The sequence below is a fragment of the Arthrobacter vasquezii genome, assembly GCF_029455255.1.
Classification (GTDB): Bacteria; Actinomycetota; Actinomycetes; order Actinomycetales; family Micrococcaceae; genus Arthrobacter_D; species Arthrobacter_D parietis.
In genome coordinates this window covers 21,536-46,117 of record NZ_JAROKN010000005.1, presented here as the reverse complement: position 1 = coordinate 46,117, position 24,582 = coordinate 21,536, and the positions used below count along the sequence as shown (strand labels likewise).

The following is a 24,582-nucleotide window of genomic DNA, read 5'->3' as shown; positions in this document are numbered from 1 at the left end:
GCGGTCAGATGTATGGCACGTCTACGCGCCACGGAGAATCCCGGAGTAGTCCAGCGAGGGGCGAAGCTTCGCTACTGGATAGCTACGTAACGTCCAGCAATCTCGCTCAGCGCCCTAGATGACGCCGCAGCTCCTGATGGATTTCGTTCCGCTCGTTGATGACAATCACAAGTATGAGTAGCTCGCCGCCGTCTACGCGGTAGCAGATCCTGTAGTTGCCTACTCTGATACGGAATATGCCGGAGTAGCCCTTGAGTTGTTCGCATCCGGGCGGATGAGGTGATTCCGCCAGGCTTTGAATCGCTTCTTCAATATTCTGCGCATCGGACGGCTGTTGTCTCACTAACTTGGACAAGAATTTGTCTGCTGAACGAAGGAGCGCAATGGAGTAAGTCACTATGCGGGGTTAGCGCCACTGCGGCGGATGAAGGGCACTCGCTCGTCCTTCCCGGAGTCAAGGTTTGCGAGGGCGATTTCAACGCTCCTCGCGTCGATAAGATCCTCCAGTTGTTCGAGCAACTCGGCAGATGCTGCCGGCACCACGGCTGCGGCGCGATGCCCGTGTTTGGTGAGGTAGGTGGTCTCGCCGCCGAATTCTGCACGAGCGGTCACGGCGCTGAGTGCAGCCCGGCCCTGACTTACCGTCATGTCTGTGGTCATGTACAAATTGTACATCGCCACGCTGAAACGAGATGGCCCAGGACTAGCCGGAGCTAACGACGACGACGGCCGAGCACGAACCCGCCGACGCCCGCCGCCAGCGCCACTCCGGTGCCGAGCAACACCCCTCCCATCGTGGGACTGAGCAACAGCGGCCCATTGCTCAGGACGCCGTTCGAGGTGATGTGGAATTCCTGGCCCTGCCCTCCGACAAAACCGAAGTCCTGCGTGGGAGCCGGCTGGGAACCGATCACCAGAAACACGCCAAGAACCACCAGCAGCGCTCCCACAGACAACACCGCGATCGCTTTCCGCCAACCGGAATCAGTCCGCATCCGGAGCCTCCCTCGCGAGCCGGCCGCCGTAGGCGCCGGCGCTGATCATCAGGCCGCCCAGCACCAGCAGGCCAGCGGCGGTGGTGAGCAGATCGGAGGAGGAGGCGCCGTCGTCGTACGCGATCACGAGCTCCGAACCGTACGCGATGCTCGCTTCAGACTGAGCGGTGGGAAGCGGGAGAGCGGCTGGCGGCCGGCCAAACAGCAGCGACACTCCGGCCAGTATCAGGAGCGCGGCGACCCCCAGCAGCGAGATCAGCAGCGGCCTCATGTGCCGCGCCGTCCCCGCAGGTAACCGAGGGCTCCGGCGCACAGGATGAGACCCGCTCCGGCGAGGGACGCTCCGAAGATTTCACCCGCAGTCGGGCCGGGTGCTACGACGGCGTTGTTTGCCAACGGTGCATAGGCGAACCAGCCGAACGTCGCAGGCGGCGCGGTGGCCCCGGCAACAAGAACGAGCACAAGCCCGACGACGGCGATGCCAAAACCGGCTGCAATCAGCCGGTTGGCGCGGATCCAGTTCATTTCCCCCCTCGGCGCCCCTCCACAAGGAGCGGACTGTTCCGAACAATAACGGGTGGGAGAGCGGATGACTACAACTGATCCGATAACAGTTTTGCCATCCGATAGCGGAAGGCCGCTATCGGATGGCAAAAAAGCTAACGGGAGGCGCGAACGGTATCGCGCGAAGGTGAAACTAGACCGCGAACCCGCCCACGAGCGTCCACGCCACAAGGGTGAGTAGGAAGCCGGCAACGCCGAGGATGGTCGTCAGCACGGTCCAGGTCCGAAGGCCATCCGCCACGGAGAGGCCCAGGAAGCGGGTAACAATCCAGAAGCCGGAGTCATTCACATGGCTCAAACCGAACGCTCCGAAACCAATCGCGATCAGGATGAGCGCCGTCTGCACGGGGGAGTAGCCGCCGGCCGCGACGGCCGCGCTGAGAAGTCCCGCCGTCGTGATGATGGCGACGGTTGCCGAACCCTGCGACGCACGCAGAACTGCGGCCAGGATGAACGCCATGATAATGATGGGCAGACCAACGGCAGCGAGACCCTCAGCCAGCGCCGTGCCGATCCCGGAAACGGTCAGCACCTTGCCGAAGACGCCGCCGGCGCCGGTCACGAGGATGACGATCGCGGTGGGAGCCAGCGCTGAATCCATGACCTCGCCGGTGTGCTGGGAGGACCAGCCGCGGCGGATGCCCAGGAAGTAGTAGGTCAGGCCCAGAGCCGTCAGCAGCGCGATCAGCGGTGAGCCGATGAAGCCGGCGAGGTCGCGGCCGAAGGTATCTTCGGGCAGGAGGATGGCGCCGACCGTCCCGACCATGATCATCAGGATGGGAAGCACGATCAGGGAGATGATCATCGCGGGGCTCGGCGCGGTGCGGACCTGCGTGGCAACTCCACCCGTACTGCCGGCGGCTGTGTCGCGCTCGACGTCGGACTCACCGGTACCGAAAAGCCTGAACTGGGCGGCGGTTGCGGGAAGCATCTCGTACTCGCGGCGGTTCAGCCTCTGCGCAACGAAGTAGCCCAGTACGCCGACCGGGATGCAGAGCAGCAGGCCCAGCACAGTGGTCCACCCGATATCCGCGCCGAGGATCCCGGCTCCTCCCACAACACCGGGGTGCGGCGGAACAACCACGTGGATGGCGAGCATGATGGCGCCCACCGGCAGGCCGAACTTGACCGGGTTCACGCCGGCCGCCTTGGCGAAACCGTAGATAATCGGCACGAGGATGATGAAGCCGACATCGAAGAACACGGGAATGGCCAGCAGGAACGCCGCGGAGGTCAACGCTGCAACCACGCGGCGCGGGCCGAGCACCGAGGTGAACTTGCCTGCAAGCGCTTGGGCGCCGCCGGAGATTTCGATCATCTTGCCGAGCATGGCACCGAGGCCCACGAGGATCGCGACGTTGCCGAGCGTTCCACCCATACCTTCAGTGACGGTGCTGACGATGTCGCCGAGCGGAATGCCCGCGACCAGCGCCACCAGCACGCTCACCACCAGCAGCGCGAGGAACGCGGGAATCTTGAACTTGATAACTCCCACGAGCAGCAGGGCAACGCCCGCTACTGCAATGGCGAGGAGAGCGAGAGGGCTCATAAGGGGGTGTCTCCTGTGACAACGGGAGCCTCACGGTGAGGCTGCTGATACGAACGACGACGGCGGGAGCCGCCTGAGAGCGAACGGTGCGCTCAGTGATGGTGCAGTGAGCGACGACGTCAGGCGCTGCGCCTCGTGGGCGCAACAACCCGGATGACGGCGGAATCATCCGCAGCGGCGAGGCCCTGGGCCTGACCTAGAAGGTAGAGCTGTTCAGCCGCGGCCGCGACCGGCGTCGCCAGCTCGGCGCCCCGCGTGGCCTTGCCGACAATCCCCATGTCCTTGACGAAGATGTCGAGCCGGCTCAGTACTTCGGCGCCGTCCTCGCTGTAGGCCTCGAGGATCCGCGGGCCGCGGTTGGAGAGCATGAAGGATCCGGCGGCTCCAGCCTCGAGGGCGGCCAAGGTTTTCTGCTGGTCGAGGCCAAGGGCGTCGGCCAGTGCCATCGCCTCAGCGGCAGCGGCAATGTGAACGCCGCACAGCAGCTGGTTCACCGTCTTCAGGGCCTGGCCGTCGCCCGGCTTGTCGCCGACGATGCTCAGCGTTGACGCCAGCAGCTCCAACACCGGGCGGGCCGCTTCCACAGCCGAAGGGTCGGCGCCCACGACGATGAGCAGGTCCCCCTCCCCGGCACGCTTCGGTCCGCCGGACAGCGGCGCGTCAACGAGGGCAACGCCGAATTCCGCGAGACGCGAGACAGTGCCGGCGATCGCCTCGGTGCCGACGGTGCTGGTAAGAATGACGACGGCGCCCGGCTTCAGCGCTGCGGCGACACCGTTTTCGCCGAACAGGACCTCGGTGAGCTGCTCGCCGTTACGGACGGCCAGCAGGAGGGCGTCGGCGCCGTGCGTCGCGTCCCGCCCGGAAGCGAAGGTGTGCACACCGGCGTCGTTCGCCAGCTTGAGCCGCTCCTCGGCGATGTCGAAGCCGTGCACGGTCAGCTGTGTTGCGAGTCGGGTTGCCATCGGCAGCCCCATCGCGCCGAGGCCGAGGACGGTGACCTGGTAATCAGTGGTGCTCATCTGTATCTCCATTGGTACGTACTGGGTTGAACTGTGCAGTGGGAAAGCCGTCAGAAGGTGACGCTGAGGGTGCGCGTCACGTCTGCGAGGGAGCGGTCGTCGCCGACGTTCCCCGCGAAGACGATGTAGGGGATGCCCTTGGCGGGGCCGTCAACGGGCGCCCAGAGGCTCACGATTCCGGGCAGCATGGGACCGCGCACAATCGCGTGGCGGATCTCGAGGCCGTGGGCTGCAACATCGGATGAGGTGATGCCGCCCTTTGCAATGACGAAGCGGGGAGGGAACGCCTTCAACGTCCGGTTGACGACGTCGACGACGGCGGCAGAAACGGTGCGCGCAATGCGCAGGCTCTCGGCCGGGTCATCGGCGCGCACCAGGAGCCGACTGGTGTGCACAATGACGTCCGCGCCGTTGAGGGCGGTGCTGACGGTGTCCACGACCTCGTCGAGGTAGCGGTCCGCCTCAGCGGTGAACAGGCGCTCGACATCGATCTCCACGATGCGGGCTGCGCTGTGCTCGGTGGTCAACACGTTCAACTGTCGTGTGGTCACGCCCACGTGGGAGCCGACAACAATAAGGCCACCCGCAGTGCCCGGGCTGGTACCGGCGAACGCTTCGTCACTGGTGAGCGGCTCGCGGACATCCTGCCCGATGCGTGCGCGCATGAACGGCGGGCCCACCCGGTACAGCAGGCGCTTGCCGCGCCGCTCAGCTTCGGCGAGGCCGAGCGAGAGCGCGCGGAGATCGTTCTCGGTGACGATGTCCGCGACGATCGGAGTGGAGCCGGTAGCGCCGTCGAGCGCGTCGGCGATGGCTGTCGCTGAAAACTCCGGATCGCTGGTTTCGCTGCCGGCGCGGATGATGTTCAGGTCGAGAACGATCACGTCACCGGAGGAGAACCGCCCGCCGGACTTCTCCTCCACATACTTCGGCAGCGCGGAGTTCGTGAAGCCGAAGGTTGCGTCCTTCGCAAATTCGGTCTCGGCGACCGGAATGAGTTCGTCATCGCTTCCGCGCGTGTAGTGCACTCCGCCGATGGTGATGCGGCCGGCGTCGGGAAAGGCGGGGATGATGACGACGCCGTCGGTAGCTTCACCGGACATCTCGGCCACGGTGGCGGCAATAACGTCCGGCTCCAGCGGATAGTGCCCTCGTAGGGTGGAGTCGCTGCGGCTGACGAAACTCACGCGAAGGTCGGATCCTAGTCGGGTAGAGGCGTCGAGCGCGTTGCGGACCACTTCCTCATTGCGGGCGGCGGCTTCCGCGGGATCAAGGCTTCGGGTGTTGGTTAGCACGTACACCGCAGGCTTTCCCTCGCCGAACGCCCAGGTGAAATCCTCGGTCTCCCAGCGGGTGAGGACCGGCAGATCCGAGACCGACTGCGTGCCGGTGGGGTCGTCGTCGAGCACTACAAAGATGCGGTTCTCAAGCGTTTGCGCCACCGCGTCGGCGGATACGGCGAGCTCGGCCGGGTAACCGGCGAGGAGGTTCGTCTCAGTAGTCACTGTGCACTCCGTTGTGTATAGCTGGCCTTTATTCTAAATGTAATATGTCAGACATCTTGCATATCGATTAGTGTGACACAGGCCATGCAGACACGCAAGTACACTTGGCTGGTTACTGGAAGAGGGGGAGCATGGCACGCAAATCGCTGGTCGATGAAGTTGCTGATGAACTGCTCGACCGCATCGTTGCCGGTGAATTCCCGCCTGGATCAGGTGTCCCCGGCGAACTGGAGCTGAGCGCGCGGCACGAGGTCAGCCGCATGACCGTCCGCGAAGCGATGAAGACTCTCGTGGCACGCCGGATTCTCCGCGTGGAGCGTGGGCGGGGGACGTTCGTGAACCCGCTGAACCAGTGGTCGTCACTTGAAGCCGTGCTGCGTGCCGCGTCCGAGGGCCAGGAGGATGCTGCGGTGGCCGTCCAGCTGATCGAGTTGCGGCGCATGCTCGAGACCGGCGCCGCCGAACTCGCCGCGAGCCGCATCACCGCCGAGGAACTCACCGAGATGGACGGGCAGCTGGCGCAGATGCGCGCCGCCCATGAAGAGAACGACGTCGACCGCTTCGTCGCTGCCGATCTCGCCTTCCATGACCTGATCCTGCATGCGTCCGGAAACGTGTTTGTTGCGGTGCTGTTTGAGCCGCTGACCCGGATCCTTGCCTCCCGGCGCGCGCAGACCTCGAAGGTGGTCCAGATTCAGATCAACGCCATTGCCGAGCACGCCAACATCATGGACGCCATGCGCTCGCATGACACCGAACGCGCCCGGCTGGCGATGGACCGGCACATGGAGCAGACGCTCAATGATCTGTTGGCGTACGTCCTCGAGCCCTGACGTTGTTGCCCGGCGCGCGGAATGCGCTTACCGTCGAAACCATGCCCGCCCTGAAGATCTCCCACGTTGGCTGGGACGCTCCCGAAACCCGCCCGCGGATGGCCAACGACGTCGACGCCCGCCCCGGCTTAGCGCTCACCAACCGCAGCATTCTCCGGAACGGTGAACCGTGGATTCCCGTCACCGGCGAGATGCATTACAGCCGCCAGCCGCGCGAACGCTGGGCCGATGCGCTGCGGCTGATGAAGGCGGGCGGCATCAACGTCGTCGCCACCTACATCTTCTGGATTCATCACCAGCCGGAGGAACACGGCACTCCAAGCTTCGAGGGCAACCTCGACCTCGCGGCGTTCGTGCAGCTGTGTGAGGAGATTGGCCTCGAGGTCATCCTTCGCCTCGGCCCGTGGTGCCATGGCGAGGTCCGCAACGGCGGTCATCCGGACTGGGTGGTCAACGCGGACTACACCGAACGCACCAACGATCCCCGCTACCTCGACGCCGTCAGAACCTGGTTCGGGCAGATTGGCCGTGAGGTGGCCGGTCTCTGCGGCAGCGATGGCCCGGTGATCGGCATCCAACTTGAGAACGAGATCTATGACCGGCCCGACCACATTCTCGCCCTCAAGGACCTTGCCCGGGAGAGCGGGCTCTTCGCGCCGCTGTGGACGGCAACGGCGTGGGGCAGTGCGGACATCCCGGTGGGCGAGGTGTTCCCGCTCTACGGCGGCTACTCGGACGGCTTCTGGGTGGACACGAACCAGGGCTGGGACGAGAGCTTCCAGGCCCACTTCACCTTTTCCCACCAGTGGGATGATCCCGGAATCGGCAAGGACCTCGCGGGTGAGAGCTGGACCGGCGTCGTCGGCGCCAAGCATCCCGACTTCCCGGCCGCCACCTGCGAACTCGGCGGCGGAATGGCGAAGGCCTACCACCGGCGTCCGGCGCCTACCGCACGGGATATTGCCGCCGTCGCGCTCTGCAAGCTCGGCAGCGGGTCCACCTGGCAGGGCTATTACATGTACGTGGGCGGCACCAACCCGCGCAAGGGCTTGCAGGAGTCCCACGCAACCGGCTACCCGAACGACCTCCCGGAGCTGAATTACGACTTCGGCGCACCCATCGGCGCCCACCTCCAAATTCGGGACAGCTTCCACCGGTTGCGGAACCAGCACTCCTTCCTTGAGGCTTTCGGCTCCCGCCTCGCGGCGATGAATGCCACCATCCCGGAAAACGACGACGACGGCGGCCTGCGCTGGTCACTGCGCAGCGACGGTGCGAGCGGATTTGTATTTATCAACAACCACCGGCCGCATGAGCCGCTGCCCGCCCGGACCGGCGTGCAGTTCGAGATCGGATTGGATGACCAGAGTGTCCTGTTCCCGCACCGGCCGGTCGATCTCCCAGCCGGGGAGTTCCTGTCCTGGCCGGTCCAGCTGGAGGTGGCAGGCGTCGTCGTCCGGTGGGCCACGCTCAACGTCCTGACGGTGCTTGAAGCCGCAGGGGAGCCGCCGGTTCTGGTCCTCACCGCGAACGACGGCGTCGATGCCCACCTGGCCGTGCCGGCCGCGTACGCGGTTGAGGGCCACCCCAGTGTGCCGGTGGGCGGGGAGCGGGTACTCGAAGACCTTCGCCCGGGTTTCTTCACCCTGACCAGTGAGAGGGGTGGGCGGTTGCGCGTGCTGGTTCTTTCGGCGTCCCAGGCGCTGGAAGCGTGGACGCCCACTGTCAGCGGCCGTCGTCGTCTGGTGCTTTCGTCTGCCCCTGTGGTGGAGCGGGATGGCGGACTTGCGGTGTATGCGCACCAACCCGGCACCGTGGCCGTATTCCCTCCCACGGGAGAAGCGGACGACGACGGTTTCTCGCGCGACCCGTTCACCGTATCGTCCGAGGCGCACGAAGTGACGATCACGCGGACAGCTCCCGCTTCCGCACCGCCGGCACGGCCCGTAACCGTACCGGGGCGCGCCTCCGCGCCGTCCCCCGATGACTTCGCTGCGCATGCCGCCCGCTACACCATCAGCGTTAGCGGCCAGGCGACGGCAGGGGAGCGCTCCCTGCTGCGCCTTGAGCTGGTGGGTGACACGGCGTCGTCGTTGTTTGAAGGCCGCGAGGAAGACGTCTTCTGGGACGGTTCGGTGTGGGACATCGACATCACGCCGGCTCAGGACACCGACCGGCGGGTGGTCGAGGTGGCCGTGTACCCGCTGACGGCTGATACGCCTACCTGTCTTCCGGAAGCGGCGCAACGGATCAAGGCATCCCTGGCGGAGCCGTCAGCGGAGATCTGCAGCGCCTCGGTGCTCACGGGTAGGCTCACGCCGCTGACATAGCGGCTAGTCAGGCGGGTGCACGCGGTCCCGCACCGGGGCTGTCAACAGCTCTAGCCCGACGGCGCCGCGATGGGCCCAGAATTCTTGATGGAGCGCTCTATTGACATGTGACCCAGGTCATCTGTAGATTGACTGAACCGCCGATGGAGCGCTCCATCAAACTTTCGCACCATTCTCCACGCAGGCTAATCGCGTCCGTTTCCAGAAGGCCAGCCAGTGGAATCCAGCACGCCCTTTCCCCATCGAAGCACGCACACAAAGGAGTGACCGTGAGCCTTTCACGACGCACCAAAATGATCACCGCCCTCACCGGCACTATGACCCTGGCATTCGTTGCCACGGGCTGCGGCAGCAGCAGCGATGAACCGGCCAGCGCCGAGAACCCCATCGAGTTGTCCATCACCACCTTCGGCAACTTCGGCTATGACGATCTGTATGCCGAATACGAAGAAGCCAACCCCGGCGTAACCATCGAGGCCAACAACATCGACGGCAGCGCCAACGCCCGCGTCGATGCGTTCACCAAACTCGCAGCCGGATCGGGTCTGAGCGACGTCGTCGCCGTCGAGGAGGGCTGGCTCGGCCAGATCATGGAGGTGTCTGACCAGTTCGTGGACCTCAATGAGCACGGTGCCCAGGACATCAAGGAGAATTGGGTGGACTGGAAGTTCGAGCAGGGCACCGATCCCAACGGCCGCGTCATCGGCTACGGCACCGACATCGGGCCACAGGCACTGTGCTTCAACCAGGACCTCTTCGAGGCAGCAGGTTTCCCCACGGACCGCGAAGAAGTTGCTGAACTCTTCGGCGGCGACGACGCCACCTGGGAGACCTACTTCGACCTGGGCCGGCAGTACAACGAGGCCACCGGCAAAGCCTGGTATGACCAGTCCGCGTTCGTGTGGAACTCCATGGTGAACCAGATGGAGGAGGGCTACTACACGGCCGATGGCGCGCTGAATGTCGAGGGCAACGAGGCCATGCGCGCCAAGTTCGATCTCCTTGCAGCCGGCACAGCCGACGGACTGTCCGCCAACCAGAAGCAGTTCGACTGGGGCAAGGGTAAAGCTTTCGTTGACGGCTCCTTCGCCGTCCATGTGTGCCCCGCCTGGATGCTCGGCACCATCCAGGAGCAGCTTGAATCCGCAGGCGGTGGACCCGAGACCGGTTGGGACGTAGCTAACGTCTTCCCGGGCGGCGCTTCCAACTGGGGTGGAGCTTTCCTCTCCGTTCCTGAAAGCTCGGAACACCCGGCAGAGTCAGCCAAGCTGGCAGCATGGCTGACCGCCCCGGAGCAGCAGGTCAAGCAGTCCGCCGCAGCGAACAACTTCCCCAGCACCATCGAGGCACAGCAGCAGATTGTGGAAGACGCCGTACCCAATGAGCTTTTCAATGACGCTCCCTACGGTGCCATCTTCGCCTCGCGGGCCGAGGGCGTCGTCGCGCAGTTCAAGGGTCCGAAGGACTCGGTGATTCAGGAGAACGTCTTCGCGCCGGCACTGAAGATCCTCGATACAGGCTCCGGTACGGCTGACGAAGCCTGGAACGAAGCCGTCAAGCTCCTCAACGAGCTCGTCGTCAACAACTAGCACACCGGCCGTGGGGCCTCCGGAGTACCGGAGGCCCCCTCATGGACTGGAATCGTCATGACCACGACACTGAATCGACCGGCAGCCGGGACTCCCGCTGCCAGCAAGACCGCACCGACCTTCCGCCAGCGCCTGAATGTTTTCGATGTGAAGGCGTCGCCGTACCTCTATATAGCCCCGTTCTTTCTCCTGTTCGGGCTCGTGGGGCTGTTCCCTCTCGGCTACACCTTTGTTGTCTCCCTCTTCGACTGGCATCTGTTGAAGGGTCAGGGCGAGTTTGTGGGACTGCAGAACTTCGTCGAGGTACTGCAGGACAGGTTCTTCTGGAACTCACTGTTCAACACCGTGAGCATCTTCCTGCTCTCCACCATCCCGCAACTGGTGGTCGCAACCGCCATTGCGGCCGTCCTGGACCAGAATCTGCGGGCCAAGACGTTCTGGCGCATGAGCATCCTGCTCCCCTACATCGTTACTCCGGTAGCGGTTGCCATGATCTTCGCGAACATGTTCGGCGAGCAGTACGGGCTCATCAACAACATTCTGGCGAGCATGGGCATTGACCGGATCATGTGGATGAACGAGACCCTGCCCAGCCACATCGCCATTGCCACCATGGTGAACTGGCGCTGGACCGGCTACAACGCCCTGATTCTCCTCGCAGCCATGCAGGCCGTGCCGCGGGACATCTATGAATCCGCCGCCATTGACGGCGCCGGGCCATTCCGCCGCTTCTTCAGCATCACCCTGCCGAGCATCCGCCCCACCATGATCTTCGTGGTCATCACCGCAACCATCGGTGGCCTGCAGATCTTCACCGAACCCAAGCTCTACGATCCCAGGAGCGCCGGTGGAACCGCACGTCAGTTCCAGACCACCGTCCTCTACCTGTGGGAAATGGCGTTCCAGCGCCAGAACTTCGGCAAGGCTGCGACCATCGCGTGGCTCCTGTTCCTCATCATCGTCCTGTTCGGCATCGTGAACTGGCTGATCTCGCGCCGCATTGCAACCACGGGAGACGAACGCGGCTCTCGCCGCGGGGCACTCAGCCGGCGCAGGAAGAAGTCCTCGGCTCCCGCCGTCGTACTCCCTGCCGTCGGAACGCAGCCGCCGGCACCGTCGGGGGAATCAGCGGCTGGAAACCCAGCCAGCACAGACGACGCGACCACAAGGAGTGGAAAATGACCGTCATCGACAGGACGCAGACCACCGATCGCAAGAAAGGTACGCGCCCGCCGGCTCTGCGGAGAAAGCTGCTCGGCAATGGGTACCGTCCCGGGTTCCTGACCTACGGGTTGCTGTTTGCCTTCTTCCTCGCCTCGGCGTACCCGCTGTGGTGGTCCGTCATCATCGGCAGCCGGTCCAATTCGGCACTCGCCGGAACCTGGCCGCCGCTCCTGCCCGGCGGCAACTTCTGGAGCAACGCCGGCGAAGTCTTGGACACCATCCCGTTCTGGCTGGCGCTGGGCAACAGCGTCCTGATCTCGGGAATCATCACCGTTTCGGTGGTGTCCTTCTCGACCCTTGCCGGCTACTCCTTCGCAAAGCTTCGCTTCAAGGGGCGCAACGGTCTGATGGTCGCGGTGATCGCCACCATGGCGATCCCCACCCAGTTGGGCATCATCCCTCTGTTCATGATGATGCGGACCCTGGGCTGGACCGGCGAGATCGGCGCCGTCGTCATCCCCACGCTGGTGACGGCGTTCGGTGTGTTCTTCATGCGTCAGTACCTGGTGGACGTCATTCCCGATGAGCTGATCGAATCCGCGCGCATGGACGGGGCATCCATGATCTCCACGTTCTGGCACGTGGCGCTTCCCGCCGCGCGGCCGGCCATGGCGATTCTTGGGCTCTTCACCTTCATGACCGCCTGGACGGATTTCCTCTGGCCATTGCTGGTGCTCGACGCCGGCAACCCCACCCTGCAGACGGCGCTGAGCCAACTGCAGGCCGCCCGGTACGTCGATTACTCGATCGTGCTTACCGGTGCGGTTCTCGCGACACTTCCCCTGCTGGTGCTCTTCGTCATCGCAGGCCGACAACTCATTTCAGGAATCATGCAAGGAGCAGTGAAAGGCTAATGCCACTCGACGCAACCCGCCCCCTACCCATCAGCGGTGAACCCGTGTCAGGAAGCGCGACCAGAACCTGGCCGGAGGGGTTCCTCTGGGGATCAGCCACCGCAGCAGCGCAGGTTGAAGGAGCAAGCCATCAGGGCGGTAAGGAAGATTCCGTCTGGGACGCCTTCGCCCGTGTACCCGGGGCTATTGCCCACGGCGACACCCTGAAGGACGCGGTCCAGCACTATGACCGCATGCCCGAAGACGTCCGCATCATGAAGGAGCTCGGGCTGGGCTCCTATCGGTTCTCCACCAGCTGGGCGCGCGTCCGGCCGGGGGACCGTGGGCCAAACCCGGAAGGCCTGGACTTCTACTCCCGGTTGGTGGATGAACTGCTCGACGCCGGGATCCTCCCCTGGCTGACCCTCTACCACTGGGACCTGCCGCAGGCCCTCGAGGAGAAGGGCGGCTGGGCCAACCGGGACACCGCGTACCGCTTTGTGGACTACGCGAATGACGTCTATTCGGCGCTGGGCGACCGGGTGCAGCACTGGACGACCTTCAACGAACCCTTCTGCTCCTCCCTGCTTGGATACGCTGCCGGAGTGCATGCGCCGGGCCGGCAGGAACCGAGTGCTGCCGTTGCCGCTATTCACCACCAGCACCTCGCGCACGGCCTCGCCGTCAACACCCTGCGCTCTCGGGGGGCCGAGCAGATCGGCATCACGCTGAACCTGAGCAACTCGATCCCGAAGGACCCAACGGACCCCATTGACCTCGATGCCGCGCGCCGTTTCGATTCCCTGCAGAACCGGATCTTCCTCGACCCGATCCTGCGCGGGGAGTACCCCGAAGACACCCTCGCGGACCTCGAGCAGTTCGGCATCCGGGAGGTCATCCAGTTCGGTGACCTGGAAATCATCGGAACGCCGATCGACTTCCTCGGCGTCAACCACTACCACGACGACCTCATCAGCGGTCACCCGACCGGGGGCGGCGACGGCCACTCCGGCGGCACCACCCGCAAGACGTCCTCATGCTGGATCGGCTCTGAGGACATCGCCTTCCCCAGCCGCGGCCTGCCGCGCACGGCGATGAACTGGGAAGTGAACCCGGACGGGCTCCGGAAACTGCTGGTCCGCCTCGGCGAGGAGTACCCCACCCTCCCACCGCTGTACGTGACGGAGAACGGTGCAGCCTACGACGACGCCGTCAGCAGCGACGGCGCGGTGCATGATACCGAGCGAACCGCGTTCGTACTCGACCACATTGCCGCCGTCGGTGAGGCAATCGATGCCGGCGCGGACGTCCGCGGCTACTTCGTCTGGTCCCTGCTCGACAACTTCGAATGGTCGTGGGGCTACGGCAAGCGCTTCGGGATTGTCCGGGTGGATTACAACTCCTTTGAACGGACCATCAAGGACAGCGGCCACGCCTACCGGCAGCTGATCAGCTCCGCGAGGGCCAATGGGGAGGTGGAACAGTCGAGGGTGCAGGTGCTCACGCCGTCAGGAGCCTGAGCCAACCTAGACTGGACCCACAGGTTCCAGCACCATGCACGGAGATGATTGTGAAGACAGACGCAAGCCGGTCGCGGCCCGCGCCGACCCTCGAAATGGTGGCCGCGCTGGCCGGCGTCTCACGATCAACGGTGTCCCGGGTGGTCAACGATGCACCGAACGTTGACCCGGACATTGTGAAGTCCGTCCAGAGCGCCATCTCCACACTGAACTACATTCCCAACCGCGCTGCCCGTTCGCTTGCGAGCAGGCGCACCAACTCGGTTGCAGTGGTGGTTCCGGAGTCCACCTCGAAAGTGTTTGCCGACCCGTTCTTCGCCACCCTGGTGGAAAGCATCGCGCAAACGCTGGTGGAGACGAAGTACACGCTGAACCTGATCGTCTCGTCTGAAGCAAGGCCTGAAAAGACCAGAAGCTACCTGTTGGGCGGGAACGTTGACGGTGCGCTGGTGGTCTCTCACCACAGCGGGGACCACTCCTGGACGAGAATCAGCGATTCGCTCCCCGTGGTCTTCGCGGGACGTCCTTTCCGGGGTGAGGGTGACAGCTACTACGTCGAGGTGAACAACCAGGCCGCTGCGGCACGCGCCGCACAACACCTGGTTGACGCCGGACGCACCTCCATCGCCACCATCGCCGGTCCGCAGGACATGTACCCGGGGGTCGACCGGCTGCGCGGCTGGGAGACTGCCCTGCGATCAGCTCGGCTGGACACCTCGCTGGTGGAAGTCGGCGACTTCACGCAGGCCTCCGGCAGGGAGGCGATGCGGCGGCTCCTGGACCGCGGGCAACGGATCGACGGGCTCTTTGCGGCCAACGACCAGATGGCGGCCGGTGCCTGCTCGGTGCTCACCGACCGGAACATACGCATCCCGGCGGATATCGCCGTCGTCGGCTTCGATGATGACTCCTTTGCCACCTCCGTAACGCCCGCCCTGACTACCATTCACCACCCCATCGTCGAAATGGGACACCGGATGGCCGAGATCCTCCTCGCACTGATCGAGGGGGAGCCGGCGGACCGCGTGAACCTGCTGCCCACCTCGCTGGTGGTCAGGGACTCCGCCTAACCTTCCAAGGAAACCCGTGCGCCAACACATCCTGCCCGTTCCGCCCTGCGCTGAGCCCGGAGCTGACCCGCTGAAAGCCACCGGGAAGAACGTGCGCTGGGGAGTCGTGGCCCCGGGCACCATAGCCCGACGGGTTACTGCAGACCTGGCGTTGCTGGAAGACTCAGTGCTGCACGCGGTGAGCTCACGCAGCGAAGCCAATGCTGCCGGCTTCGCCGCCGACTTCGGCTTCGCAACCAGCTACTCCGACACGAAGGGCGTGAGCGGTTATCAGCAGTTGTTCAATGACCCGGATGTGGACGTGGTCTACGTTGCCACGCCGCATAGCCAGCACCGCGAGGTGGCGGAAGCGGCCCTGGCCGCGGGCAAGCACGTCCTGTGCGAGAAGCCTTTCACCGTCAACGCTGCGGAAGCCCGGGCGCTCGCCGACGTCGCAGCGGCCAACGGCGTCTTCCTGATGGAAGCGGTCTGGACGCGCTTCCTGCCGAGCATCAACCGGGCGTGGGACATCATTGCCTCGGGGGAGCTGGGAGAGGTCCAGTGGGTCCAGGCGGACCTGGGTTTCGTGTCCGGTTACGACCGGAACTCCCGCCTCTGGGATCCGGCTGCCGGCGGCGGCGCGCTGTTGGATCTTGCGGTCTACCCGCTGACGTGGGCGCTCGGAGCGCTGGGGGTTCCTACCGGCGTCGCGGCCCAGGCAACCCTCACTGACGACGGCGTGGACATGCGGAACGCCCTGACGCTTTCCTATGCGAACGGGGCGAACGCCCAACTGATCACCTCGATCGTTGCCGCCTGTCCCGGCACCGCTACGGTGAGCGGAAACGCAGGCTGGCTGACTGCCTCCACCCCACAGTGCAATCCTTCCGACCTCACCATTACGACGACGGACGGACGATCCCGCGTCGAATCCTTCGGCCAGGTGGGAAGCAACTATGTGTACCAGCTTCGCGAAGTCACCCGCTGTATCCAGGACGGACTCACCGAAAGCCCCACCATGCCGTGGGCTGACTCGGTCGCCACGATGCAACTTCTCGACGACGTCCGCGGGCAGATCGGCATGCGGTACGGAAGCGATCAGGTCACGGTGTAGCGGGCGGTCATCTGGAGCGCAAGGGAACGGCCCTCCAGATGAGCGTGGGCGACCGGCGAGTCCGCTTTTGACGATCGGCGATGCAGTCACCAGATGGATGTGCGCGCTCGGTGCCGGCCGGTCCTACTGATCCGGCAGCAAGCGTCTCGCAACCTGCTCCACAGTCGCGGCTACCGGCGTGTCGCTATACCGTTGCTGGCTCAAGGGGAACTTCCTCAGATTCCGCTCTCGTATTCGTGGTCTAATTCTTATCCCACGATGAAGTGGTGGTCGGGCAACTCATCGCAAATGGTGCGGGGGACAGCTCACCGTGGGTGAGACGCCGGCAAACTGGTATAGATCCTGTCGGGTGGGAGGTTGGGCGCCTGCTCGGGAGACAGTGATCGCAGCTGCAGTCGCCGCAAGCGAACCTAGTGCTTCCAGCTCCGCCAGATCCCTAGGAAGGCGCTTCGTCGTGGCCACTAGATTCAGAACCGCGGCCATATATGAGTCACCTGCCCCGATTGTATCGACCACGTCTACCGAGTCTGCTGGCATCCGGCAGCGGTTTGCTTTGGTTGCGAGGTTCGCCCCGGCTGCTCCCCTGGTGATGATGATGAGTCCCGGTCCCCGTGTGAGGAGTTTTTCGATTACGCCGTCTATAGCGATCTGGGGATACAACCATTCCGCGTCCTCGTCGCTGAGCTTCACCACATCAACATTCTCGACCATCATCTCGAACATTCCGACCGAGACGGGATGTGGGGGCAGCAGTTGAGGGCGTATGTTCGGATCGAAGCTCAGGAGCGCACCATCCTTACTTGCCTGTTGGAATATCCGACGGACACTTGCCGCACCAGGTTCCAGGAATGCCGCAATGGATCCGGTGTGTATGACGTCGAAGGCAGCGTCCAGGGGCCGCGCTGGGAGCGTCCATTCCACATCGAAGTGGTACTTTGCCGCCCGATCGTTCTGGAGAACTGCGGTGGCTGAGGAAGTCCGGGCGGCGTGGAGTGATGATGGCAGTAACTTAACGCCCTGGCTCTCGAGATAACGCCAGATGGTGAGACCCATGGCATCCTCGGCCAGCCCGGTGAGAAGTGAGACGTCGGACCCAAGTCGCGCCAATCCGACGGCCACGTTGGCCGGTGAGCCACCAGGGTGTCGGTCTAGTCCTTCTTCCCTGCTCACGATGTCCATGAGGGCTTCGCCGACCACCAGGATCCGGGACTGGGGCATCACGCTACTCATCTTTCCGTGAGAGTTGGCGGACGAGGACCGGTGCGGTGCTGTCTACTGTAACTTTTTGGTCGGCTTGAAGGCCTGATCCCAATGCGAATGTCCCACGCGAGGTGAATAGCTCTAGGATGGGCCCGTCGATGATCATTGTGACTCGACCGTGGGTGTGGTCGATGTGTTGTTCATCGCCCCCGGTTGCGATGTAGAGGGTGCCAGCTTTTCCGGTGACCGTGACCTGCTGCACGTCTTCTTGAATAAGCTGCAGACTTGCCTTTTCTGTGCCGTCCCAGGTGAGGATGTAGGCGTTGTCGGCGGCAAGGTGGAATTCGCTTCCCTGATCCGATGAACCCTCATAGGCGGCGAGGTCTGGGTGCGGTTCGCTGATGAGGGTGTTGCCGATCAGTCGCAACCTGTGGGGGATGCTTAGGGCGCTGGCGCGGCCGGCGGTTTCGTCAAGGTAACCGCGGATCCAGAAAATGAGCCCGGGCGCTCCGTCTTTGTCTCGGAAGAATGAGGGGGCATAGTAGCCAGAGCCGTAGGTGAGTTGTCCCCAGCTTTCGGCCTTGAATTTCCCGTCTTCGTATGTGCCGATGCCGTAGGCGACGTAGTGCAGTACGTCGTCTTCCCACACGGATGTCACTAGCACTGAACGGCCGTCGATTTCGAATATCTGTGGGCACTCCCATAAGGTTCCGGTCCAGACCTGTGAGGTTTCGGAGCCCGATCGTTGTGCTGCGAGCCCGTCGTAGTCCCATTTGTTGAGATCGGTCGCGGAGAAGGAGGTGGCGGCGGCGGTGCCACCGCGTAGACCGGTTCCGACCAGCATCCGCCACTTCTCTCCGTCACGGAAGACAAAGGGGTCGCGGAATGCGATGGTGTCGAGTTCGGCTGGCACATCAACGACGAAGTCGCCTTTTGTCCAGGTGTTCCAGGTGTCGTCGGTGGGGAACGCTTGGCGTACCCGACCGATCCCGAAATCAGGGACCGAGACTGAGGTGTAGAACATGGTTGCGTCCCCGGTTTCGGGGTGGACGGCTATGGATCCTGACCAGATGCCGTCGTCCCCCTCCCCGGGGGCGATAGCAACTCCTTCTTCCGTCCAGCTCATCAGGTCGGTGGATGTTGCATGGCCCCAATGGCAGTTGGGCCCCCACACGGTCGAGCCGGGTACGTATTGGTAGAAGAGGTGGTAGCGGCCGTCCTTATAGGTGAGCGCGAGGGGGTCGTTGATCCACCCCTGGTGCGGAGTGAAGTGGAACTCGGGTCGCAGTGGAAGTTTGGACACGTTGGTCGTGCCTTTCGAGAGGTTCATGGGTTGTCTTGTGCTGGCAGAAGGTAACGGTCAGCTGTTCTTGCTGTTGATGGAGGCGCGAATCCGTTGGGCATGATCGCGGTTTCCTGCCTCCCAAATGTCCACTTCTTCCGACCGTGCCTCGCGGAGGGCATCCCGGGCAGCGGTGAACTTCTCCATCCTCTCGGCGGTGTCCCTCCGTGCCTTCTGCTGGTCCTCGCTGAGGTCCGGCAGCGGTGTCTCGATGACCCGATCGACGGGCCGGAGCGGCAGCCGCTCCTCGACCCCGGGGATGGTCAGATCGGGTGACGGGAGGCTTTGGTACCAGTAGGCGGTCGAAGACCAGTCGTCGGAGAGGTGGTTGGCGTGGCCGTGTTCGAAGGTCACTTTGATGCGTTTTTTGAATCGGATCGGGTCGGTGAGGTGGAAACGGTAGCTGTGGTGGAAACCTGGCACATCTTCTTCGTGGACGATCGTTCCGTTCATGGCGTACGCGTTGCGCTGCATGCCCCAGGCGTGTCCGAAATAGTCCTCCATGCCGGTGCCGTGCAGGCTGGGTGGCCAAGTATCGTCGTCGATGAAGATCATGTCGTCGCCCTCGCCCCACCATGAGCCTTGGAAGTGGCGCACGGCGAGGTTGCAGCCTACGTAATGGCCCTCGCCCTCAGTTTCCAGGACGACGTAGTTGTCTTTGCCATCAAGGTTGGGAATGGTGACCTCGATGCTGTTGGTCTGCAGGTCAGGACCCCACCCTTTGTTGGGGAGCTGCCGGCGCCAGTGGCTATGGAAGTAGGCAGTTTCCTCGGAGAGGGGCTGGGTGTACAGCTCGTAGTCGATGTAGAAGTACTGCAGGTACGGAACGTCATTCTGGTTTTCCACGACGACGCGGGCGCGCTTGTTGAAGGGCATAGCGAAGTAGCTGTTGAAAGCTGCGCTTCCGCCGAAAGTGTGCAGTTCGGCTTCTTTCGCCGACACCGACAAGGGCAGCGAATCGTAAGATCCGGAGAGGGAGTTCATCAGCCCGAAGAAGTCCCCCAGAGGGGCGATAACGCTTGGGGTTTCCTGATCGTCCCAGTAGATCTTCAGTACGATCTTTCGATAGTAATCGGGGTCTACGACTTCCCAGCTCACGCCGAGTGCGTTGTGGATCTCGAGCATGGGGACGCCGACTGCCGCCGGATCGATTTGGCCCGGCCCGGGCTGGAGCCGGCATGACTGGGTCATCCAGATATGGGTAATGCATCCGGGACCTTCGATGTCGGCGAGCACCCGTTCCTGGCCGGGCATGACGATCCAGTTGTCCCGGTTCCGCCCGGTTTGGTCCCAACTTGAAGAGCGGGCCGAGCGTGCGTCCTTGATCCTGACCAAGTCGGCGAGCGGCCCCTGGGAAGGACCGGCGGTTCCCGTCGTGGGCATGGGGGTCATCCTTTAACTCCTGATTGTGTGAGGCTCGCGATGATCCACCGCTGAGCAATGATGAAAACGATGAGCGCTGGCAGGATTGCGATCACGGTGGCGGCCATGACCAGTGAGAGGTTCCCGGCACCGTAGGGTCCTAGCAGCAGCACGAGTGCCAGGGGGAGGGTGGCGGTCGATGTGTCGTTGAGGAAAATCGACGGGGCGAAGTATGCGTTCCAGCTCCCCAAGAAGGTGATGATGCCCAGTGTGCTGATGCCGTTTTTCGCCAAGGGCAGGGCGATCAGACGGTAGACCGTCCACGCGTTCGCTCCGTCCAGCCGGGCAGCTTCGAGCATTTCTTCCGGGAGGGAGAGGAAGAACTGGCGCATGAGGAAGACGCCGAGCGCTCCGGTGATGCCAGGCAGGATAAGGCTCAGGGGATTATTGATCAGACCCCATTCGCTCATCATGAGGAACAGCGGGATGATCGTCACCTGCGGGGGCACCATAAGGGAGGCCAGCAGCAGGATGAAGATGATGTTCCGGCCAGGGAACCGCAGCCTGGCGAAGGCAAATCCTGCCATGGGCGCCGTGATGATCATCCCAATGCTGACTGCTATAGCGATCACTGCGCTGTTGAACATGTTGCGCAGGATCGGCACCGGACCGTTGACTGCATCCGGGTAGTTCTCCCACTGGAATTCGTTGGGGAACCAGAGAGGAGGCAAGTCGTATGCGTTGCCGGGGGAGCGCAGCGACGTTGTGAACATCCATAGAAATGGGGCGATCATGGCTATCGCGCCCAACGTGAGCAAGACGAGCGAGATGGCTTTGCCGATCGACGGGCGACGGCGCCCGCGACGGTAGTTCCGCCGGGCCGCAGTTCCCAGTTTGCCCGTGCCCGCACTGTTTAGATCTTTGTCGTGGGGTGGTGCTGGGAGTGGTCCGCCGAGAGTGGAAACGGTTTGGTTACTCATAGTGCACCCAGGACTTTCTTACGCGGAACTGAATGAGCGTGACGAGCAGGATCAGCATGAAGAGTGAGGTGGCGATCGCTGAGGCGTATCCCATGTCGAAGTCGTTGAAGGCTTTTTCGGTGAGGTACATGACGACGCTGCGGCTTGAGTCGCCTGGTCCTCCACGGGTCAGCACAATGATGGATTCGAAGATCTGGAAGGCACCTATGGTGGTCGTGGTGACGTTGAAGAAGGTCGCTTGGCTGATCATCGGAAAGGTGATGCTCTTGAACCGACGCCAGGGCCCGGCGCCGTCAACTTCTGCCGCCTCAATCATTTCCTTTGGAACTTCCTGGAGGGCCGCGACATAGATCAGCATTGCGAATCCGATATTGCGCCAGGTATCGACGATGATGACGGAGAGTTTTGAAACCTCCGGGCTGTTGAGCCAATCGATCTCTGGAAGGCCGCTGCTGGTCAGGTAGTAGTTGATAACGCCGGTATCCTTCTGGAAAAGCGCCTGCCAGATAATGGACACGTAGACCAACGCGACAAGGTACGGGAAGAAGTACGCCGACCGGAAGATCGTGTTGAGCCACTGCGGCATGTTCTGGTTGATCAGAACCGCCGCCGCCAGCGCGATCGTATTGATGAGGACTACGGCGGCACCGACATAGATAAAGGTGTTTCCGTAGCTTTGTAGCAAGCGCGAATCCGTGAACATTCGGACATAGTTGTCGATTCCAACGAACTCCGGCGGCCTGAGAATGTTGTATTTTGTGAAGCTCAACGCCAACGCCGCGACGAGAGGGCCGAGGATGAAGAGGAGGAAACCGACGACGGAGGGGCCGATAAAGGCGTAACCGGTGAGGGCTTCCCGGCGGCGCCCGCCGGAGAGCCGACCCCAAAGCCTTGCGGCCGGCCTCTCCGACGGGTTAGAGCGAATCTCAGTGCTACTCACGATCAAGCGCTTCCTGTACTTCATCGTTGGCTTCGGAGAGTTCCTTTTGGGGGTCTCCGCCGGCGAGGATCTCGTCCATTGCCCTCATGAACGCCGGTTCCAGGGTGTTGTAAACCCGGGGCGCGGCCACCGGCTCGGCGTAGGTGATGGAGTCGTAGTAGAGCTCGGCATGTTCGGGGTAGGCCAGGAAGCTTTCGGACTGGGCCGCGTCCTTGTTAGCTGGAATGGCGGCGCCGGCGGCTGCCCATTCCTGCTGCGTCTTGATGTCGGTCAGCATTTTGATGTACTCCCAGGCGAGGTCCTTGTTGTCGGACTGCTCGGAGACAGCAAACCCGCCGCCGCCGAACACCGTGGATTTCTCGCTGTTCTGTGGCCAGGGCAGGATGTCGTAGTCGGAGAACCCTGCGTCTTCAAAAGGACCGACGACCCAATGGCCGGCACCGGTCATAGCCACTTTGCCCGCAGGAAAGAGCTGGTACGGGTCTGCTCCCTTTGGTTGCGGTGCTACACCTTCTTCGGTGACCAGATCTCGGATCCAGGTGGCGGATTCGACGGTGGCTGGGTCGTCCAGGGTTGGGGTTTCCCCGTCTTCGCTCATCTGGGAGGCGGAGTTCGAGTAGAGCCAGGGTGTGAGTCCGAAGTTGAAGTACGGAAGGCCGAAACCATAAACCTTGTCTTCGCCTTCACCGGTGGTGAGCTTCCTGGAAATTTCGAGGAATTCGTTCCAGGTCCAGTCCTCGGAGGGACGTTCGATGCCCGCTTCTTCGAACAGTTTGGTGTTGTAGTAGATCAGCATCGAGTTCCAGGTGTTCGGCATGAGGTAGGTGCTGCCGTCTTCGGTGAACCCCTCGACCAGTGCCGGGTCGAAGCTGGCGATAAGCTTTTCCCCCTCAGGGTCGTTCTGGATGTAGCCGTCCAGCGGGGCGAAGAGCTCGTTGTGGAGGCCCAGATCCACACCCTCAGTGGCGATGTTGATGACGTCTGGCGCGTTTCCAGCAGCGACCGAAGAGACTAGTTTGTTGACATATTCGGTCCAGGTTGTGATGGGGGTGAAGTCATTGTTGACCGTGACGTTGGGGTACTGCTCGTTGAACCGCTCAGATACATCGTCGTAAATAGCCTCATCGCCGGGATCCCCCCAATTGGAGATGGTGATTTCGGCTGTGATGTCCGATGCCGGTGCCTCATATGGTCCCTCGGCTGCGGGGACTTCCTGATCGTTTGAACCTCCACATGCGGTGAGGAGGCTGAGTGAAAGTACAGCAGCCAGGCTCAGGCCGAGGCGCGAAGTGATGGGGGACATGGTGGTGCTCCTTTGCATCTGTGGTTTAGAAGTTCGAGGGCGTCATACGGACGGTGGTGCCGCTCGAACTTCGGTACTCAATCGTGGGAGATAGCCGTGTGGTTGTGGGGGCCAGGCGTACGGGGGAGGAGCCTCGCGCCTTGTCTGCTAGCCGGTGGGCCAGCAATTCGGCCGCTGCTACACCAACTTCGAAAGCTGGTTGCCTGACGGTAGTCAGTTGCGGTGTGAAGAGGTCCGAGTAAGCGAAGCCGTCAAAAGTTGCGAAGGCGATGTCGGTGGGTAGCTGCAGATTCCGGTTCTGCACTATTTTGAGCGCCCGTGCCGCCAGCACAGTGCTGCAGGCGATCAAGGCCGTCGGTCTAGGACCGGCATCCAGTGCCTGCTCCAACTGACCGTCAATGACGTCGAAGGCCGGCACATCAGCGATGATTGTCTGCGCGGACGCGTCAAGATTCAGCTGGGCCATCGCTTCGACAAAGGCATCGCGTCTCTCACGCAGGGTGGGAACCCTGCAATCGCCCGCGACGAAGACGAACCGTTGGTGCCCTTGATCGACAAGATGCTTCACCAGCTCGATAGTGGGGAGTCGGTTCTCGACTCCTACCTGGTCGACCCGCATCCCGCAGAGACGGTCCATAAGGACCAGTGGCGTACCCTCGCCTTGGATGCCGTCAACAACATCCTGGCGCGACCCTGCAGCCCGCGCCAGAATCAGGCCGTCAACGCGCCGTTCCAGGAGAGCTTCTACGGCCTGCGCTTCCCGGTCGGGATCCTCAGCGGAATTGGCCAACAGTAGTGTGAGTCCGAGTCTGGCGACTGCATGCTCAACCCCATGCACCATCTCCGCGAAGGCCGGCTCGCCCGCATCCGAGACAATCAGGCCCACGCTGTCCGTCTGCGACCGGCGCATAGCTCTCGCCACGGCGTCTTGGCGATAGGAAGTCGCCTCGATAGCCTTCAACACCTTCTCGCGCGTCTCCGGTTCAACGTGGCGAGTCCCGTTCAAGACGTGGGAAACCGTCGAAATAGACACACCCGCCAGACTGGCAACCATCGCCATTGTGGTCATAGAGGCTCCTCAGAAAATCGTTTGCGCGAACGATTCGATAGTAGGGTGTGAACTTCAACACATGCAAGAGCAAAAGGGGAAAACTTTGAGAAGACCTCAAACGGAAAAGTGGTCCCACCTGCCAGTCTGGCTTCGACGACTGACCTTCTCGTATACGTCAGGCCCTCGCGCATCCGAGGAAGCCGAAACCCCCCAGAAATCCGCCTACTCTGCTTCAATCTACCCACATCTCTGGTAGCGCGTTCGCTCCTGAAGTGTC

Annotated in this window: 23 protein-coding genes; 8 read left to right on the top strand and 15 right to left on the bottom strand. The window is 62.9% G+C overall.

The genetic code is table 11. From position 1 onward, the window contains the following. Nucleotides 1–106 precede the first annotated feature (106 nt). The 8 genes from P4U43_RS03765 to P4U43_RS03730 all read right to left on the bottom strand — a co-directional run bounded on the left by P4U43_RS03765 (nt 107) and on the right by P4U43_RS03730 (nt 5,635). On the bottom strand, nt 107–397 hold the full coding sequence (locus P4U43_RS03765) for a type II toxin-antitoxin system RelE family toxin (RefSeq protein ID WP_277357513.1): 291 nt from the start codon (nt 395–397) through the stop codon (nt 107–109). Beyond that, the gene (locus P4U43_RS03760; RefSeq protein WP_277357512.1) at nt 397–660 is read right to left on the bottom strand and encodes a hypothetical protein; all 264 of its coding nucleotides are present in this window, start codon (nt 658–660) and stop codon (nt 397–399) included. The genes P4U43_RS03765 and P4U43_RS03760 overlap by 1 nt, the downstream gene beginning before the upstream one ends. Before the next feature lie 53 nt (nt 661–713). Continuing rightward, on the bottom strand, nt 714–995 hold the full coding sequence (locus P4U43_RS03755; RefSeq protein WP_277357511.1) for a hypothetical protein: 282 nt from the start codon (nt 993–995) through the stop codon (nt 714–716). Then, nucleotides 985–1,266 carry a hypothetical protein gene (locus tag P4U43_RS03750; RefSeq protein WP_277357510.1) on the bottom strand — a complete coding sequence of 94 codons (282 nt, stop codon included), beginning with the start codon at nt 1,264–1,266 and terminating at the stop codon, nt 985–987. The genes P4U43_RS03755 and P4U43_RS03750 overlap by 11 nt, the downstream gene beginning before the upstream one ends. Further along, entirely contained in the window at nt 1,263–1,520 is a 258-nt protein-coding gene (locus tag P4U43_RS03745) for a hypothetical protein (RefSeq protein ID WP_277357509.1), read from the bottom strand. The genes P4U43_RS03750 and P4U43_RS03745 overlap by 4 nt, the downstream gene beginning before the upstream one ends. Nucleotides 1,521–1,692: 172 nt before the next feature. Further along, complete coding sequence (locus P4U43_RS03740; protein ID WP_277357508.1) at nt 1,693–3,108, bottom strand: GntP family transporter; 1,416 nt, start codon at nt 3,106–3,108, stop codon at nt 1,693–1,695. Between the two features lie 119 nt (nt 3,109–3,227). After that, nucleotides 3,228–4,130 (bottom strand): NAD(P)-dependent oxidoreductase, encoded by a 903-nt coding sequence (locus tag P4U43_RS03735; protein ID WP_277357507.1) that lies wholly within the window; start codon nt 4,128–4,130, stop codon nt 3,228–3,230. A gap of 50 nt (nt 4,131–4,180) precedes the next feature. Continuing rightward, nucleotides 4,181–5,635, bottom strand: a complete 1,455-nt coding sequence (locus tag P4U43_RS03730) for a four-carbon acid sugar kinase family protein (RefSeq protein WP_277357506.1) — start codon at nt 5,633–5,635, stop codon at nt 4,181–4,183. A gap of 131 nt (nt 5,636–5,766) precedes the next feature. Between P4U43_RS03730 and P4U43_RS03725 the strand changes: the two genes are divergently transcribed. The 8 genes from P4U43_RS03725 to P4U43_RS03690 all read left to right on the top strand — a co-directional run bounded on the left by P4U43_RS03725 (nt 5,767) and on the right by P4U43_RS03690 (nt 16,127). Continuing rightward, nucleotides 5,767–6,468, top strand: a complete 702-nt coding sequence (locus P4U43_RS03725; protein ID WP_056545251.1) for a FadR/GntR family transcriptional regulator — start codon at nt 5,767–5,769, stop codon at nt 6,466–6,468. A gap of 41 nt (nt 6,469–6,509) precedes the next feature. Then, complete coding sequence (locus tag P4U43_RS03720; protein ID WP_277357505.1) at nt 6,510–8,798, top strand: beta-galactosidase; 2,289 nt, start codon at nt 6,510–6,512, stop codon at nt 8,796–8,798. Nucleotides 8,799–9,091: 293 nt separating this feature from the next. Beyond that, nucleotides 9,092–10,387 (top strand): ABC transporter substrate-binding protein, encoded by a 1,296-nt coding sequence (locus P4U43_RS03715; RefSeq protein ID WP_404800698.1) that lies wholly within the window; start codon nt 9,092–9,094, stop codon nt 10,385–10,387. Nucleotides 10,388–10,444: 57 nt separating this feature from the next. Continuing rightward, a complete protein-coding gene (locus P4U43_RS03710) occupies nt 10,445–11,569 on the top strand; it encodes a carbohydrate ABC transporter permease (protein WP_277357504.1) in 1,125 nt (374 codons plus the stop codon). After that, a complete protein-coding gene (locus P4U43_RS03705) occupies nt 11,566–12,465 on the top strand; it encodes a carbohydrate ABC transporter permease (RefSeq protein WP_277357503.1) in 900 nt (299 codons plus the stop codon). The genes P4U43_RS03710 and P4U43_RS03705 overlap by 4 nt, the downstream gene beginning before the upstream one ends. After that, a complete protein-coding gene (locus P4U43_RS03700) occupies nt 12,465–13,964 on the top strand; it encodes a GH1 family beta-glucosidase (protein WP_277357502.1) in 1,500 nt (499 codons plus the stop codon). Before P4U43_RS03705 ends, P4U43_RS03700 begins: the two co-directional genes overlap by 1 nt. A 50-nt stretch (nt 13,965–14,014) precedes the next feature. Then, a complete protein-coding gene (locus tag P4U43_RS03695) occupies nt 14,015–15,034 on the top strand; it encodes a LacI family DNA-binding transcriptional regulator (RefSeq protein WP_404800693.1) in 1,020 nt (339 codons plus the stop codon). A gap of 16 nt (nt 15,035–15,050) precedes the next feature. Beyond that, a complete protein-coding gene (locus P4U43_RS03690; protein ID WP_277357501.1) occupies nt 15,051–16,127 on the top strand; it encodes a Gfo/Idh/MocA family protein in 1,077 nt (358 codons plus the stop codon). Nucleotides 16,128–16,406: 279 nt separating this feature from the next. Here P4U43_RS03690 and P4U43_RS03685 read toward each other — a convergent pair whose 3' ends face one another. Genes P4U43_RS03685 through P4U43_RS03655 form a run of 7 tightly spaced genes read right to left on the bottom strand, consistent with a single transcriptional unit; the run spans nt 16,407 to nt 24,323 of the window. Continuing rightward, entirely contained in the window at nt 16,407–17,357 is a 951-nt protein-coding gene (locus P4U43_RS03685) for a carbohydrate kinase family protein (RefSeq protein ID WP_277357500.1), read from the bottom strand. Continuing rightward, a complete protein-coding gene (locus tag P4U43_RS03680; RefSeq protein WP_277357499.1) occupies nt 17,350–18,630 on the bottom strand; it encodes a glycoside hydrolase family 32 protein in 1,281 nt (426 codons plus the stop codon). The genes P4U43_RS03685 and P4U43_RS03680 overlap by 8 nt, the downstream gene beginning before the upstream one ends. A gap of 57 nt (nt 18,631–18,687) precedes the next feature. Next, nucleotides 18,688–20,061: a glycoside hydrolase family 172 protein gene (locus P4U43_RS03675; protein WP_277357498.1), complete on the bottom strand. Its 1,374-nt coding sequence runs from the start codon at nt 20,059–20,061 to the stop codon at nt 18,688–18,690. Next, the gene (locus tag P4U43_RS03670; RefSeq protein WP_277357497.1) at nt 20,058–21,011 is read right to left on the bottom strand and encodes a carbohydrate ABC transporter permease; all 954 of its coding nucleotides are present in this window, start codon (nt 21,009–21,011) and stop codon (nt 20,058–20,060) included. Before P4U43_RS03670 ends, P4U43_RS03675 begins: the two co-directional genes overlap by 4 nt. Beyond that, entirely contained in the window at nt 21,004–21,951 is a 948-nt protein-coding gene (locus tag P4U43_RS03665; protein ID WP_277357496.1) for a carbohydrate ABC transporter permease, read from the bottom strand. Before P4U43_RS03665 ends, P4U43_RS03670 begins: the two co-directional genes overlap by 8 nt. Then, the gene (locus P4U43_RS03660; protein WP_277357495.1) at nt 21,944–23,254 is read right to left on the bottom strand and encodes an ABC transporter substrate-binding protein; all 1,311 of its coding nucleotides are present in this window, start codon (nt 23,252–23,254) and stop codon (nt 21,944–21,946) included. The genes P4U43_RS03665 and P4U43_RS03660 overlap by 8 nt, the downstream gene beginning before the upstream one ends. Before the next feature lie 25 nt (nt 23,255–23,279). Next, nucleotides 23,280–24,323 carry a LacI family DNA-binding transcriptional regulator gene (locus P4U43_RS03655; protein WP_277357494.1) on the bottom strand — a complete coding sequence of 348 codons (1,044 nt, stop codon included), beginning with the start codon at nt 24,321–24,323 and terminating at the stop codon, nt 23,280–23,282. Nucleotides 24,324–24,582 lie beyond the last annotated feature (259 nt).